The following is a 13753-nucleotide window of genomic DNA, read 5'->3' on the forward strand; positions in this document are numbered from 1 at the left end:
AATTTCTGCTATTTTAGGGGTTATTTTTAACAAATTAGCCATTTCACGGCTTCCGTCACAAGCCACAATTAACAAGGTTGCACAAAGTTGCAACATAGTGGATATTTCCATGCAACCGCATAAGCCTAACGATAAATGACAGGAGTTTTGAGCATGGGCACCACCACCATGGGTGTTAAGCTTGACGACGCAACCCGCGAGCGCATTAAATCCGCCGCGAGCCGTATTGACCGCACGCCGCACTGGCTGATTAAGCAGGCCATCTTTAATTATCTGGAAAAACTGGAGAACGACGAGACGCTGCCTGAGCTGCCGGCCCTGCTCTCCGGGGCCGCCAACGAAAGCGATGACGCCAGCGAACCAACGGAAGAGCCCTATCAGCCGTTCCTCGAATTCGCCGAGCAGATCCTGCCGCAGTCGGTGAGCCGCGCGGCGATCACCGCCGCCTGGCGACGTCCGGAAACCGACGCGGTACCGATGCTGCTGGAGCAGGCCCGTCTGCCGCAGCCGCTGGGCGAACAGGCGCACAAGCTGGCGTATCAGCTGGCGGAAAAACTGCGCAACCAGAAAACCGCCAGCGGCCGCGCCGGCATGGTGCAGAGCCTGCTGCAGGAGTTCTCCCTCTCTTCACAGGAAGGGGTGGCGCTGATGTGCCTGGCGGAAGCCCTGCTGCGTATTCCGGATAAAGCCACCCGCGATGCGCTGATCCGCGACAAAATCAGCAACGGCAACTGGCAGTCGCACATCGGCCGCAGCCCGTCGCTGTTCGTCAACGCCGCCACCTGGGGGCTGCTGTTCACCGGAAAACTGGTGTCGACCCATAACGAGACCAGCCTCTCCCGCTCCCTGAACCGCATCATCGGCAAGAGCGGCGAACCGCTGATCCGCAAAGGCGTGGATATGGCGATGCGCCTGATGGGCGAGCAGTTCGTCACCGGGGAAACCATCGCCGAAGCGCTGGCCAACGCCCGCAAGCTGGAAGAAAAAGGGTTCCGCTACTCCTACGATATGCTCGGCGAAGCCGCCCTGACCGCCGCTGACGCCCAGGCCTATATGGTTTCTTATCAGCAGGCGATCCATGCCATCGGCAAAGCCTCCAACGGCCGCGGCATTTATGAAGGTCCGGGTATCTCCATTAAGCTCTCCGCGCTGCACCCGCGCTACAGCCGCGCGCAGTATGACCGGGTGATGGAAGAGCTTTACCCGCGGCTGAAATCGCTGACCCTGCTGGCGCGCCAGTATGACATCGGCATCAATATTGACGCCGAAGAGGCAGACCGTCTGGAGATCTCCCTCGACCTGCTGGAAAAACTGTGCTTCGAGCCGGAACTGGCCGGCTGGAACGGGATTGGCTTCGTGATTCAGGCCTACCAGAAGCGCTGTCCGTTTGTCATTGATTACCTGATTGACCTCGCCACCCGCAGCCGCCGTCGCCTGATGATCCGTCTGGTGAAAGGCGCCTACTGGGATAGCGAAATTAAACGCGCGCAGATGGAAGGTCTCGAAGGCTATCCGGTATACACCCGCAAGGTTTACACCGACGTCTCCTACCTCGCCTGCGCGAAGAAGCTGCTGGCGGTGCCGAACCTGATTTACCCGCAGTTCGCCACCCATAACGCTCATACTCTGGCGGCTATCTACCAGCTGGCGGGCCAGAACTACTACCCGGGCCAGTATGAGTTCCAGTGCCTGCACGGCATGGGCGAACCGCTGTACGAGCAGGTGGTGGGCAAGGTCGCCGACGGCAAACTGAACCGGCCGTGCCGCATCTACGCCCCGGTGGGCACCCACGAGACGCTGCTGGCGTATCTGGTGCGTCGTCTGCTGGAGAACGGCGCCAATACCTCTTTCGTCAACCGTATCGCGGACAATACCCTGCCGCTGGACGAGCTGGTGGCCGACCCGGTCAGCGCGGTAGAAAAACTGGCGCAGCAGGAAGGCCAGGCCGGCCTGCCGCATCCGAAAATCCCGCTGCCGCGCGATCTCTACGGCAGCGGCCGGAGCAACTCCGCCGGTCTCGATCTGGCGAACGAGCACCGTCTGGCCTCCCTCTCCTCTTCCCTGCTCAACAGCGCGCTGCATAAATGGCAGGCATTGCCGATGCTGGAGCAGCCGGTGGCCGAAGGCGAGATGCAGCCGGTGGTTAACCCGGCAGAGCCGAAAGATATCGTCGGCTACGTCCGCGAAGCCAGCGACGCTGAAGTGCAGCAGGCGCTGACCAGCGCTATCAACAATGCGCCGATCTGGTTCGCCACTCCGCCGCAGGAGCGCGCCGCCATTCTTGAGCGCGCCGCGGTGCTGATGGAAAGCCAAATGCCGACCCTGATGGGGATCCTGGTGCGCGAGGCGGGTAAAACCTTCAGCAACGCCATCGCTGAAGTGCGCGAAGCCGTTGACTTCCTGCACTATTACGCCGGCCAGGTGCGCGACGATTTCGATAATGAAACTCACCGCCCGCTGGGTCCGGTGGTCTGTATCAGCCCGTGGAACTTCCCGCTGGCGATCTTCACCGGCCAGATTGCCGCCGCGCTGGCGGCCGGCAACAGCGTGCTGGCGAAACCTGCCGAGCAGACGCCGCTTATCGCCGCCCAGGGCGTGGCGATTCTGCTGGAAGCCGGCGTGCCGCCGGGCGTTATTCAACTGCTGCCGGGCCGCGGGGAGACCGTGGGCGCCGCGCTAACCTCCGATGAGCGCGTGCGCGGCGTGATGTTCACCGGCTCCACCGAAGTGGCCACCCTGCTGCAGCGCAATATCGCCAGCCGCCTCGATCCCCAGGGCCGCCCGACGCCGCTGATCGCCGAAACCGGCGGGATGAACGCGATGATCGTCGATTCGTCGGCGCTCACCGAGCAGGTAGTGATCGACGTGCTGGCTTCCGCGTTCGACAGCGCCGGCCAGCGCTGCTCCGCCCTGCGCGTGCTTTGCCTGCAGGAAGAGGTCGCCGATCACACCTTAACCATGCTGCGCGGCGCCATGAGCGAGTGCCGGATGGGCAATCCGGGGCGCCTGACCACCGATATCGGTCCGGTTATCGATGCGGAAGCGAAAGAGAATATCGAACGCCATATTCAGGCGATGCGCGCCAAAGGCCGCACCGTCTACCAGGCGGTGCGTGAGAATAGCGAAGACGCCCGCGAATGGCGTCACGGGACCTTCGTGCCGCCGACGCTTATCGAGCTCGACAGCTTCGACGAGCTGAAAAAAGAGGTCTTCGGCCCGGTACTGCACGTGGTGCGCTATAACCGTAACGAGCTGGACAAACTGGTCGAGCAGATTAACGCCTCTGGCTACGGCCTGACCCTCGGCGTGCATACCCGTATCGACGAAACCATCGCCCAGGTCACCGGCAGCGCCAAGGTGGGCAACCTGTACGTCAACCGCAATATGGTTGGCGCGGTGGTCGGCGTTCAGCCGTTCGGCGGCGAAGGGTTGTCCGGTACCGGTCCGAAAGCCGGCGGTCCGCTGTATCTGTACCGTCTGCTCTCCAGCCGTCCGCAGGACGCGGTTGGCGTGACCTTCGCCCGCCAGGATGCAGAGCGTCCGCTGGACGCCCAGCTGAAAACGCTGCTGGAAAAACCGCTGCAGGCGCTGCAGCAGTGGGCCGCGGGCCGTCCTGAGCTGCAGGCGCTGTGCCAGCAGTACAGCGAGCAGGCGCAAAGCGGCACTCAACGCCTGCTGCCGGGGCCAACCGGCGAGCGCAACACCCTGACGCTGATGCCGCGCGAGCGCGTGCTGTGCGTAGCGGATAACGAACAGGATGCGCTGATCCAGCTGGCGGCTGTGCTGGCGGTGGGTTGTGAAGTACTGTGGCCGGACAGCGCCCTGCAGCGCGATCTGGCGAAGAAACTGCCGCGGGAGGTCAGCGAGCGCATTCGCTTTGCCAAAGCGGAGCAGTTGCCTGGCCAGGCCTTCGACGCGGTTATCTACCACGGCGATTCCGACCAGCTGCGCGAGCTGTGCGAGCAGGTGGCGGCGCGCGATGGGGCGATTGTCTCCGTGCAGGGCTTCGCCCGCGGCGAAACCAATCTGCTGCTGGAGCGGCTGTATATCGAGCGTTCGCTGAGCGTTAACACCGCGGCGGCAGGCGGTAACGCCAGCCTGATGACCATCGGCTAAAACGGGCTCCCCGGTGGCGCTGCGCTTACCGGGGCTACCTACCACCGCCAAAGGGTAGCCCGGATAAGGCGCGGTGCGCCGCCATCCGGGCAATCAGTCTGCGCTGCGATCAGCTAATGACAGCTGACGTCAGCTGTGTTTAATTAAGGCTCCCGGACGGGAGCCTTTTTTATGGGAGCAGAACAATGAAACGCACGTTATTTGCCGTGATGGCCCTGCTGGCCAGCGGCGCGGCGCTGGCGGACGAGTGCAGCAGCGCCAACACCCAAACCGAAATGAATCAGTGCGCGGCTGCGCAGTATCAGGCGGCCGATAAAAAACTGAACGACACATGGCAGCAGGCCCTGCAGCGGGCGGTGGGTAAACAACAAACATTACTGAAGCAGGCGCAGCAGGCATGGATCGCCTTACGCGACGCCGACTGCGCCTTTCTCGCGTCCGGCGCCGAAGGCGGCAGCATGCAGCCAATGCTGGTCAGCCAGTGCATGACCGATAAGAGCGTGGAGCGGGAGTCTTTCCTCGCCTCGCTGCTACAGTGCGAGGATGGCGATCAAAGCTGCCCGCTGCCGCCCGCCAATTAACGGACGCGAATGCCTTCGATAATCATCCGCTGGACATTATCGACCGTTTGTTCAAAAAAGGCCGCATCCTGCAGCGTGGCGCCGGTGACCGCCTCCACCTGGGTGGCGAAGTCGGCGTAATGCTGGGTGGTAGCCCAGATCATAAAGATTAAATGCTGTGGATCGACCGGCGCCAGCTTGCCGCGGTCGATCCAGCCGGAGACTATCGCCGATTTCTCATCGACCAGCGCTTTCAGATCCCCGGTCAGTTCGCCCATCAGCAGCGGCGCCCCCTGCAGCATCTCGAGGCAGAAGAGCTTCGAGGCCTGGGGGTGATCGCGGGACACTTCCAGCTTCAGGCGAATATATTCGCGGATCGCCACCAGCGGGCTGATATCCTCACGAAAGGCCTTCAGCGGCGCCAGCCAGATGGCGAGGATCTGCTGCAGGACTGCCACATACAGCGCCTCTTTCGAAGGGTAGTAATAGAGCAGATTGGTTTTCGATACCCCGGCGCGTTCAGCCACCTGCTCCAGCCGCGTACCGTGAATACCAAATTGCGAAAATGCCTCCAGCGCGGCGGCCAGGATGGCCTCCTTTTTGGCGCTGACCGCTTGTGAACGTTTGCCGCTTTTCTTCACCGCGCCCTGTGCCATACATCCTCTCCTTCAGTTGACGCCACCAGCATAGCAAAAGCCCTGCGCCGACACGACCCCATGCACCCTGATTGCGCATGACTGCCGTTTTTTCGTGCACTGATTTTGACCATCCAGTCCACTTTTTTACCGTCCTTTTCAGCAACTCAAAAGTAACACATTAATAACATTAGCATTTATAAAACTGGCATCGCCTTTGCTTTACCTTTTCTGCGAGGTGGTCCAGGGAGAGGCAGGATGCCGCACCATCGCAACCCATCTTCCATGACTGCAGAGAGGTAGGTATGAAAATTGGTGTTTTCGTTCCCATTGGCAACAACGGCTGGCTGATCTCCACCCATGCCCCGCAGTATATGCCGACCTTTGAACTGAATAAGGCCATCGTGCAGAAGGCCGAGCACTACCATTTCGACTTCGCGCTCTCCATGATCAAACTGCGCGGCTTCGGCGGGAAAACTGAATTCTGGGATCACAACCTGGAGTCCTTCACCCTGATGGCCGGCCTGGCCGCGGTGACCTCGAAGATCCAGATCTACGCCACCGCCGCCACCCTGACGCTGCCGCCGGCGATTGTCGCCCGGATGGCCTCCACTATCGACTCCATCTCCGGCGGCCGGTTTGGCGTCAATCTGGTGACCGGCTGGCAAAAACCGGAATATGACCAGATGGGCATGTGGCCGGGAGATGACTATTTCGCCAGCCGCTATGACTATCTCACCGAATACGTCCAGGTGCTCCGTGACCTGTGGGGCACCGGGCGCAGCGATTTCAAAGGTGACTACTTCACCATGAACGACTGCCGGGTCAGCCCGCGCCCGTCGCAGCCGATGAAGGTGATCTGCGCCGGGCAGAGCGATGCCGGGATGGCCTTCTCCGCCCAGCATGCGGACTACAACTTTTGCTTTGGCAAAGGAGTCAACACGCCAACGGCCTTTGCCCCGACCGCCGCACGCATGATGCAGGCGGCGGAAAAAACCGGCCGCGACGTGGGATCCTATGTGCTGTTCATGGTGATCGCCGACGAAACCGACGAGGCGGCGCGCGCCAAATGGGAACATTACAAAGGGGGCGCCGATGAAGAAGCGCTGGCGTGGCTCACCGAGCAGAGTCAGAAAGATACCCGCTCCGGCAGCGATACCAACGTGCGCCAGATGGCCGACCCCACCTCGGCGGTCAACATTAACATGGGCACCCTGGTCGGATCGTATGCCAGCGTCGCCCGTATGCTTGATGAAGTAGCGAGCGTGCCCGGCACCGACGGCGTGCTGCTGACTTTTGATGATTTTCTTGCCGGCATTGACGCCTTTGGCGAACGCATTCAGCCGCTGATGCGCTGCCGGAACCACATTGCTTCTGTTACCCGTGAGGTGGCCTGATGATTACCCTTCCCGCTCGCCCGGAATCCCTGACCTTCGCGCCGCAGCAGAGCGCGCTGATTGTGGTCGATATGCAGAACGCCTACGCCAGCCAGGGCGGTTATCTGGATCTCGCCGGCTTTGACGTCTCCGCTACCCGGCCGGTTATCGACAATATTAATACCGCCGTCGCCGCCGCTCGCGCCGCGGGTATGTTGATTATCTGGTTCCAGAATGGCTGGGATGATCAGTATGTTGAAGCTGGCGGCCCGGGCTCGCCGAACTATCACAAATCCAACGCGCTGAAAACGATGCGTCAGCGTCCGGAGCTGCAGGGCAAGCTGCTGGCGAAAGGCGGCTGGGATTATCAGCTGGTGGACGAGCTGACGCCGCAGGAAGGCGATATCGTGTTGCCGAAACCGCGCTACAGCGGCTTCTTTAACACCCCGCTCGACAGCATTTTGCGCAGCCGCGGCATACGCCACCTGGTGTTCACCGGGATCGCCACCAACGTCTGCGTCGAATCGACGCTGCGCGATGGCTTCTTTCTCGAATACTTCGGCATCGTGCTGGAGGATGCCACCCATCAGGCCGGCCCGGCCTTCGCCCAGCAGGCGGCGCTGTTCAATATTGAAACCTTTTTCGGCTGGATCAGCGACGTCGAGAGCTTCTGCCACGCGCTGTCCCCCGCCGCCCCGCTGCCTTTAGCCAAGGAGAAACGTTATGCCTAAACAGGTGATTATTCCGCCAGGCACCACCGCGCCGATTGCCCCCTTTGTTCCGGGGACGCTCGCCGACGGGGTGGTCTACGTCTCGGGCACCCTGCCGTTTGATAAGCAAAACAATGTGGTGCACATCGGCGACCCAAAGGCGCAAACCCGCCACGTGCTGGAGACCATCAGGAGCGTTATCGAAACGGCGGGCGGGAGTATGGCGGATGTGACTTTCAACAGCATCTTTATCACCGACTGGACAAATTACGCCGCGATTAACGAGGTCTATGCCGAGTTCTTCCCCGGCGATAAACCGGCGCGCTTCTGCATTCAGTGCGGACTGGTGAAGCCCGATGCGCTGGTGGAAATCGCCAGCGTCGCCCATATCGGTACCCCGACATGATGAGGCTCAATATTGCTCCTGCTCCGTGGCCCGGCGCGCCGGTGGTGGTCCTCAGCGCCGGTCTGGGCGGGGGCGGCGGCTACTGGCTGGCGCAGCGCGCGGCGCTGGAGGAACAGTATCAGCTGGTGAGTTATGACCATAACGGGACCGGGGAGAACGCCGGTCCGCTGCCCGCCGGCTACAGCCTGGCGACGATGGCCGGGGAGCTGTTCAGCGCTCTGCAGGCGGCGGGGATCGCCCGCTTCGCGCTGGTGGGCCACGCCCTGGGGGCGCTGATTGGCCTGCAGCTGGCGCTCGATCGCCCCGAGGCGGTGAGCGCCCTGGCGCTGGTCAACGGCTGGCTGTCGCTGTCGCCGCATACCCGCCGCTGCTTCCAGGTGCGCGAGCGTCTGCTGCATGCCGGCGGCGCGCAGGCGTGGGTCGAAGCGCAGCCGCTATTTCTCTACCCGGCGGAATGGATGGCCGCGCGCCTGCCGCGCCTCGAAGCGGAAGATGCGCTTGCCATCAGCCATTTTCAGGGCAAAGAGAATCTGCTGAAGCGGCTGCAGGCCCTGAAGCAGGCTGATTTTTCACGCCGTGCGTCGGCCATCGCCTGCCCGACGCTGATTATCAGCGCCGCTGACGACCTGCTGGTCCCCGCCTCCTGCTCCCGCGTGCTGCAGACGGCGATCCCCGGCAGCCAGCTCGTGGAAATGCCGTGGGGCGGCCATGCCTGTAACGTCACCGACGCCGATACCTTTAATACCATTTTACGCGACGGGCTGTCCGCTATGCTGCCGGTCACCAGGGAGACCCGATGAACGACGCAATAAACCACACGGCCTGCGAGACGCTGTTTACCCAGGCCCGGACCCACAACGGCTGGCTGGATAAGCCAGTGAGCGATGCGCAGCTGCAGGCCGTCTGGGACCTGATGAAAATGGGGCCGACTTCCGCCAACTGTTCGCCAGCGCGCATCGTGTTCGTGCGCAGCGCGGAAGGCAAAGAGAAACTTCGCCCGACGCTCTCCAGCGGCAATCTGCAGAAAACCATGCAGGCGCCGGTGACCGCCATCGTGGCGTGGGATAGCGCCTTCTACGACCGGCTGCCGACCCTGTTTCCCCACGGTGACGCCCGCAGCTGGTTTACCTCCAGCCCGCAGCTGGCGGAAGAGACCGCGTTTCGCAACAGCTCCCTGCAGGCGGCGTATCTGATTTTTGCCTGCCGGGCGCTGGGCCTCGACACCGGGCCAATGTCCGGTTTTGACCGGGAAAAAGTCGACGCGGCATTTTTTGCCGACAACGGCTGGAAAAGCAACCTGCTGGTGAACATCGGCTATGGCGACCCCGGCAAGCTGTACGGCCGCCTGCCGCGCCTGTCCTTTGATGAAGCCTGCCTGCTGGCATAAGGAGTTTACGATGGAGTTAACGGACAAAGCGAGTTTCCGTGACGCCATGGCCCACGTCGGCGCCGCGGTTAACATTATTACCACCGATGGCCCGGCGGGCCGGGCGGGATTCACCGCCAGCGCGGTCTGCAGCGTTACCGACACGCCGCCGACCCTGCTGGTCTGCCTGAACCGCTCGGCTTCGGTGTGGCCGGTGTTCAGCGAACACCACACGCTATGCGTCAATACCCTGGCGGCCGGACAGGAGACCCTGTCGACGCTGTTTGGCGGTAAAACGGCAATGGACGAGCGTTTTGCCGCCGCCGACTGGCAGACCGGCGCCACAGGCTGTCCGCGGCTGGAGGCGGCTCTGGTCAGCTTTGACTGCCGCATCGACCAGCGCGTCAGCGTCGGGACGCACGACATTCTGTTTTGTCACGTCGTGGCCATTACCCGTCACCCGGAGCCCCGGGGACTGATGTGGTTTGACCGCGGCTATCACACGCTTATGCGACCAGCTTGTTAACCTTTAACCCGGGATATCATCATGGCACTCTTCGATTTTCCTCGCTGGAAGCTGACCTCTCCTGCCGCCGAATCCGGCGTTGTCGCCCCCGATGAACGCTTGTCGGCCGGGCAAACGCTGGTGATGGGCGTGCAGCACGCCGTTGCGATGTTCGGCGCGACGGTGCTGATGCCGTTGTTGATGGGGCTCGACCCGAACCTGTCTATTCTGATGTCGGGCGTCGGCACCCTGCTGTTCTTTGTCGTCACCGGCGGACGGGTGCCGAGCTATCTCGGCTCCAGCGCCGCTTTTGTCGGGGTGGTGATCGCCATTACCGGCTTTAACGGCCAGGGGCTGAACCCTCATCTGAGCGTCGCCCTTGGCGGGATCATCGCCTGCGGGCTGGTCTACACCCTGATTGGTCTGGTGGTGATGAAGATCGGCACCCGCTGGATCGAGCGCCTGATGCCGCCGGTGGTGACCGGCGCGGTGGTGATGGCTATCGGCCTGAACCTGGCGCCGATTGCCGTGCGCAGCGTCTCCGCCAGCGCCTTCGACAGCTGGATGGCGGTGTTGACCGTGCTCTGCATCGGCATAGTGGCGGTATTTACCCGCGGGATGCTGCAGCGACTGCTGATCCTGGTCGGCCTGATCGTCGCCTGCGCGCTGTACGCCCTGCTGGCTAACGGCCTGGGCCTTGGCAAACCGCTGGACTTCTCCCCCCTCGCCCAGGCGACGTGGTTCGGGCTGCCGCACTTTACCACCCCATCCTTTAACGGCCAGGCGATGATGTTGATTGCGCCGGTCGCGGTGATCCTGGTGGCCGAGAACCTCGGGCACCTGAAGGCCGTCGCCGGGATGACCGGGCGCAATATGGACCCGTACATGGGGCGCGCCTTCGTCGGCGACGGGCTGGCGACCATGCTCTCCGGTTCGGTGGGCGGCAGCGGGGTCACCACCTATGCGGAGAACATCGGCGTCATGGCGGTGACCAAGGTCTACTCAACGCTGGTGTTTGTCGCCGCGGCGCTGATTGCCATGCTGTTGGGTTTCTCGCCGAAGTTCGGCGCATTAATCCACACCATTCCCGGGCCGGTAATCGGCGGCGCCTCGATCGTGGTCTTTGGCTTAATTGCCGTCGCCGGGGCGCGGATCTGGGTGCAAAACCGGGTGGATCTGAGTCAAAACAGCAATTTGATCATGGTGTCGGTGACCCTGGTGCTGGGCGCCGGCGATTTCGCGCTGTCGCTGGGCGGCTTTACGCTGGGCGGGATTGGCACGGCCACCTTCGGGGCGATCCTGCTGCACGCGCTGCTTCATCGCGGGACGCGCGAGGCGAAGGAGGCCAGGGTAACGCCGGTGTAAGCCACATTAGCGCGGCGTTGGCGCAGGGAGCGGTGTGGGCCTGGGTGGTGTGTTCCTGTAGGCCGGATAAGGCATTTATGCCGCCATCCGGCACCACCACGGGCACGGAACCTGACCGCCCGGCGGCGCTGCGCTTGCGCGGGCCTGGAGACTGCCACGGCCTTCCGGGAATGTCTCAGCGATTTTGAGGCCGTCAGCACCGGCAGTTTCAGCAACAATGGTGAATAAATTAACGGCAGGTCGTACGAACGTAGGCCGGGTAAGGCGCAGCCGCCACCCGGCATAAAAGCGACGCCGTGCCTGATGCCATCGCCCGGCGGCGCTGCGCTGGCACGGGCCTGGAGACAATCAGAGCCGGACGAGTACCAGCCAGGATAAGCGCCGCTGTCGGGTCAGAAGGAAAATATTATGGCTCGCGGCGATCGGCCAGGTCAGCGAGCGGCTGCGCATCGTCGTTTGTGGAAACCTGCGGCGGCGACTTGCGCTTCCACTTCAGCTCGCTCACCAGCACTCCCGCGAGGATCAAAACGCAGCCGAGCAGGGCCAGCAGCGGCAGACGCTCACCGGCCAGCCGGCCAAAAATACCGGCCCATACCGGTTCACCGGTATAAATAAGGGTGGCCCGCGTCGGCGAGACGCTGCGCTGCGCCCAGTTCATGGTCACCTGAATGATCGCGCTGAAAATCCCCAGCCCCAGCGCGACGCCGAGCAGGGCCGGCGTCAACGACGGCACCGATTCACCCGCCGGCTTCATGGCGGCGAAAGCCACCAGCGACGCGGTCGCCAGCTGCACCACCGTCACCCGGCGGACATCGACTTTTCCGGCCCAGGCGCTGATAAGGATAATCTCCGCCGCGATCGCCACCGCGCTTGCCAGAGTGATCATCTCCCCCACGCCAAGCGCCAGCAGATTATTTTCCGGCCCGGCCAGCAGAATTAAACCAATAAAGGCCAGCACAATCCCCACGCAGGACATCACCCCCGGCATACGTCCCAGACACAGCCACTGCAGCAGCGGCACCAGCGGTACATACATCGCGGTGATAAAGGCAGATTTACTGCTGGAGATGGTCTGTAGTCCCCAGGTCTGCAGGCCATACCCCAGCGCAATCGCCACGCCAATCGCTACCCCGGCCTTCACTTCCAGCCACGTCAGACCGCGCAGAGTGCGCAGCGAAAGCAGGCCCACCGCCAGCGCGGCGGTCGCAAAACGCAAACCGACAAAAAACAGCGGCCCGCTAAGGCTCACCGCGTACTGTACGGCAAGGAACGTCCCTCCCCAGAACATGGTGATCATGATAAGGAGCGCTTCCTGGCGGCTAACGGAGAATTTTAACGAAGACATAAGACAGCCATGACGATTAACGGGCGACCAGTGTGCAATCCGCCCGGCGGGAGCGCAACCACCGACAGATAAAAAACCGCCGGCAGATGCCGGCGGCGAGGGCGATGCGGTTGGGTCGGGGAGATTAACACCGCATCAAAGAGAACAGTGCGAGTCGCGCGTTAACTTTCACGACTACCATGACTGTTTTTACCCCCTTTTTTGCCAGCCTCTGAGGCGCGCTGAGGGTCATTTTTAAAATTCCCCCCGCTATGCTGGCCACCTTTACGTCCTGCTTCTGATGCTCTTTCACGGTCTTCAGCAAAGTTGCCGGAACCGCCACGATGGTTTGCCATTACTGACCTCCATTAGGTTAGACATCATAGTGCATTACGCGGGAGCGGCAACGCCGCTGTCCTGCCGCGTATCTATAAGGTTAGTGAATGACTGCGGCTGACGGCGGCGAATGTAACATCCAGAAACAAAGCCGGGCGAAAAAAGCTTCCTCGCGCCGCCAACAGCTCCTAACCGACTCTGCTGGCGAAGAAAAAATAGTCAGCAAAAATGTATCCTGATGCTACATCCTCGCCGCAGCGGCCAAAATAGCAGACGCAACGCTTCCTCCTTCAATTCCCTTTCAGGCCGCGCGGTGCAAGGAAAAGTAAATAACGCTTTGTCATTTTGTTATAAATCAAACAAATGCCCGTTGGATTTGCACTCTCCGGCGGAGGCTTTATCTTTAAAGGTACCAGCTATTTTGCTGGCTTATAATGCAACCGAGGAGTGATGGAAATGGCTAAAATTCTGGTGCTTTATTATTCCATGTATGGACACATTGAAACCATGGCTCACGCCGTCGCCGATGGGGCGAACCGGGTGGACGGCGTTGAGGTGGTTGTGAAGCGCGTGCCGGAAACCATGCAGGCTGAAGCATTCGCCAAAGCAGGCGGGAAAACGCAAAACGCGCCCGTCGCCACGCCGCAGGAGCTGGCAGAGTATGACGCCATCATCTTTGGTACCCCGACGCGCTTCGGCAACATGTCCGGTCAGATGCGTACTTTCCTCGATCAAACCGGCGGTCTGTGGGCGTCCGGCGCTCTGTATGGCAAAATCGCCAGCGTATTTAGCTCAACCGGTACCGGCGGCGGCCAGGAACAAACCATTACCTCGACCTGGACGACGCTGGCCCACCACGGCATGATCATCGTCCCGATCGGCTATGGCGCCCAGGAGCTATTCGATATTTCCCAGGTACGCGGCGGTACCCCTTATGGCGCAACCACCATCGCCGGCGGCGACGGCTCGCGGCAGCCGAGCGAGGAAGAGTTAGCCATCGCCCGCTATCAGGGTGAACATGTCGCCAAACTGGCCGTTAAACTGCACGGCTAAT

Annotated in this window: 14 protein-coding genes; 11 read left to right on the forward strand and 3 right to left on the reverse strand. The window is 61.8% G+C overall.

Annotated features, from left to right (window positions below; genetic code table 11):
* Positions 1-153: 153 nt before the first annotated feature.
* Both putA and KB892_RS16005 read left to right on the forward strand, forming a co-directional pair.
* Entirely contained in the window at positions 154-4116 is a 3963-nt protein-coding gene (putA, locus tag KB892_RS16000; RefSeq protein ID WP_004183621.1) for a trifunctional transcriptional regulator/proline dehydrogenase/L-glutamate gamma-semialdehyde dehydrogenase, read from the forward strand.
* A 185-nt stretch (positions 4117-4301) separates the two neighbouring features.
* A complete protein-coding gene (locus KB892_RS16005; protein WP_002898886.1) occupies positions 4302-4697 on the forward strand; it encodes a lysozyme inhibitor LprI family protein in 396 nt (131 codons plus the stop codon).
* Here the strand turns inward: KB892_RS16005 and rutR are convergent.
* Positions 4694-5332: an HTH-type transcriptional regulator RutR gene (gene rutR / locus KB892_RS16010; RefSeq protein ID WP_002898883.1), complete on the reverse strand. Its 639-nt coding sequence runs from the start codon at positions 5330-5332 to the stop codon at positions 4694-4696. The genes KB892_RS16005 and rutR overlap by 4 nt on opposite strands.
* Before the next feature lie 284 nt (positions 5333-5616).
* On the opposite strand from rutR, the gene rutA reads away from it, so the two are divergent.
* Genes rutA through rutG form a run of 7 tightly spaced genes read left to right on the forward strand, consistent with a single transcriptional unit; the run spans position 5617 to position 11039 of the window.
* Entirely contained in the window at positions 5617-6708 is a 1092-nt protein-coding gene (rutA, locus tag KB892_RS16015; RefSeq protein ID WP_002898881.1) for a pyrimidine utilization protein A, read from the forward strand.
* Positions 6708-7418: a pyrimidine utilization protein B gene (gene rutB / locus KB892_RS16020; protein WP_002898879.1), complete on the forward strand. Its 711-nt coding sequence runs from the start codon at positions 6708-6710 to the stop codon at positions 7416-7418. Before rutA ends, rutB begins: the two co-directional genes overlap by 1 nt.
* The gene (gene rutC, locus KB892_RS16025) at positions 7411-7803 is read left to right on the forward strand and encodes a pyrimidine utilization protein C (protein WP_002898877.1); all 393 of its coding nucleotides are present in this window, start codon (positions 7411-7413) and stop codon (positions 7801-7803) included. The genes rutB and rutC overlap by 8 nt, the downstream gene beginning before the upstream one ends.
* Positions 7800-8603: a pyrimidine utilization protein D gene (gene rutD, locus KB892_RS16030; protein WP_004150830.1), complete on the forward strand. Its 804-nt coding sequence runs from the start codon at positions 7800-7802 to the stop codon at positions 8601-8603. The genes rutC and rutD overlap by 4 nt, the downstream gene beginning before the upstream one ends.
* Positions 8600-9190, forward strand: coding sequence for a malonic semialdehyde reductase (locus KB892_RS16035; protein ID WP_002898814.1), 591 nt, complete (start codon positions 8600-8602; stop codon positions 9188-9190). Before rutD ends, KB892_RS16035 begins: the two co-directional genes overlap by 4 nt.
* Positions 9191-9200: 10 nt before the next feature.
* Positions 9201-9695: an NADH-dependent FMN reductase RutF gene (gene rutF / locus KB892_RS16040; RefSeq protein WP_002898812.1), complete on the forward strand. Its 495-nt coding sequence runs from the start codon at positions 9201-9203 to the stop codon at positions 9693-9695.
* Positions 9696-9716: 21 nt separating this feature from the next.
* Positions 9717-11039, forward strand: coding sequence for a pyrimidine utilization transport protein G (rutG, locus tag KB892_RS16045; RefSeq protein ID WP_002898810.1), 1323 nt, complete (start codon positions 9717-9719; stop codon positions 11037-11039).
* A 406-nt stretch (positions 11040-11445) separates the two neighbouring features.
* Here the strand turns inward: rutG and KB892_RS16050 are convergent, their stop codons facing one another.
* Both KB892_RS16050 and KB892_RS16055 read right to left on the reverse strand, forming a co-directional pair.
* A complete protein-coding gene (locus tag KB892_RS16050) occupies positions 11446-12384 on the reverse strand; it encodes a DMT family transporter (RefSeq protein ID WP_004199515.1) in 939 nt (312 codons plus the stop codon).
* Positions 12385-12545: 161 nt separating this feature from the next.
* Positions 12546-12719, reverse strand: coding sequence for a con-10 family general stress protein (locus KB892_RS16055; RefSeq protein ID WP_002898708.1), 174 nt, complete (start codon positions 12717-12719; stop codon positions 12546-12548).
* 87 nt (positions 12720-12806) lie between these two features.
* Here KB892_RS16055 and KB892_RS16060 point away from each other — a divergent pair, with 87 nt between their 5' ends.
* Positions 12807-12938: a hypothetical protein gene (locus KB892_RS16060; protein WP_004221451.1), complete on the forward strand. Its 132-nt coding sequence runs from the start codon at positions 12807-12809 to the stop codon at positions 12936-12938.
* Positions 12939-13155: 217 nt separating this feature from the next.
* Entirely contained in the window at positions 13156-13752 is a 597-nt protein-coding gene (wrbA, locus tag KB892_RS16065) for an NAD(P)H:quinone oxidoreductase (RefSeq protein ID WP_002898704.1), read from the forward strand.
* The last annotated feature ends 1 nt before the right edge of the window (position 13753 follow it).

It is taken from the genome of Klebsiella sp. P1927 (genome assembly GCF_018204675.1).
Classification (GTDB): Bacteria; Pseudomonadota; Gammaproteobacteria; order Enterobacterales; family Enterobacteriaceae; genus Klebsiella; species Klebsiella pneumoniae.